The sequence below is a fragment of the Cellulomonas septica genome (assembly GCF_012396155.1).
GTDB lineage: Bacteria > Actinomycetota > Actinomycetes > Actinomycetales > Cellulomonadaceae > Cellulomonas > Cellulomonas septica.
Map to the genome: position 1 here is coordinate 1 of NZ_JAAXOY010000824.1, position 1,338 is coordinate 1,338.

Sequence of the window (1,338 nt, forward strand, 5' to 3'; positions counted from 1 at the left end):
CGCGCTCGCCCGTCGCGCCCCGACCCGCCCGCAGCCGGCGGTGCGCGCCGGACCACCACGACGGGACGGCGCGGGTGCTGCCGAGCAGCACGCCGCCGACCACGACGGCACCCCACGCGATCTCGACGAGCGGCGTCGGCTCGCGCAGCAGCAGCCAGGACGCCGCGATGCCGACGACCGGCACGAGCATCGAGAACGGCGCGACGGTGCTCGACGGGTGCCGGCCCATGAGCGCGGTCCACAGGCCCGACCCGAGCAGCGTGCCGATCAGCACGGTGTAGAGCAGACCGCCGATCGCGAGCAGCCCCTGCGTCGTGGCCAGGCCCTCGAACGACGCGGCGATCTGCTCCGGGCCCTCGACGACGAGCGAGGCGGCGAGCATCGGCACCGGCGGGACGACGGACATCCACAGGAGCAGCCGCAGGGGTTCGCCGGGGGCGGCGCGCATCGCGAGCCGGTTGCCGAGGTTGCCGACGGCCCAGCCGAGCCCGCCGCACAGCGTGAGCACGACGGGGAGGAGGGTCGCACCGCCGTCGAGACCGGCGCGGTGCAGCGCGATGCCGCCGAGGCCGACGACCGCGACCGCGACGCCCAGGCCCTGTCGTGCGCTGATCCGCTCGCGCAGCAGCGCGGCCGCGAGCATGACGGTGAACGGCGCGGACGACTGGAGCACGAGCGACGCGAGCCCGGTCGGCATGCCCGAGTCCATCGCCAGGTAGAGGAAGAGGAACTGCAGCACCCCGAACCCGAGGCCGTACAGCAGCACCCAGCGCCAGGGCGCGGCGGGGCGGCGGACCAGCAGCACCGTCGGGACCGCGATGAGCGCGAACCGGAGCGCGACGAGGAGGAACGGCGGGAACTGCTCGAGCTGGAGGTGGATGGCCGTGAAGTTCAGCCCCCACAGCACGGCGACGAGGACGGCGAGGGCGCGGTCGCGGGCGGGCATGTCACGCAGCATGACGCGCTCGTACACTTCAGCACCATCGAGTTGTCACGACGCGACGATGCAGCCGGACTGAACGGTCGGGCGTTAGGGTCGGCGTCGTGGACGCCCGCTCGCTCGAGATCCTCCGCGCCGTGCACGTCCAGGGTGGCGTGACCGCGGCCGCCGCGACGCTGCACCTGACACCGTCGGCGGTCTCGCAGCACGTCGCGGGCCTGCAGCGCGAGGTCGGCGTCCCGCTGACCGAACGCGTCGGCCGAGGACTGCGCCTCACCGCGGCGGGCGTCGCGCTCGCCGACGCCGCCGTCGACGTCGCCGTCGCGCTCGCACGTGCCCGCGGCGCCGTCGACGCCTACCTCGCGCGTCCGGCGGGCGTCGTGCGCGTGAGCGCGTTC

General features: G+C 75.0%; 2 protein-coding genes. One reads left to right on the forward strand and one right to left on the reverse strand.

Annotation, left to right across the window (positions count from 1 at the left end; all coding sequences use genetic code 11):
* Positions 1–946, reverse strand: a 946-nt coding sequence (locus HGA02_RS19530) for an EamA family transporter (RefSeq protein ID WP_168681055.1), incomplete at its 3' end; no start/stop codon positions are given.
* A 98-nt stretch (positions 947–1,044) separates the two neighbouring features.
* On the opposite strand from HGA02_RS19530, the gene HGA02_RS19535 reads away from it, so the two are divergent.
* On the forward strand, positions 1,045–1,338 hold a 294-nt coding region (locus HGA02_RS19535), incomplete at its 3' end, for a LysR family transcriptional regulator (RefSeq protein ID WP_168681053.1).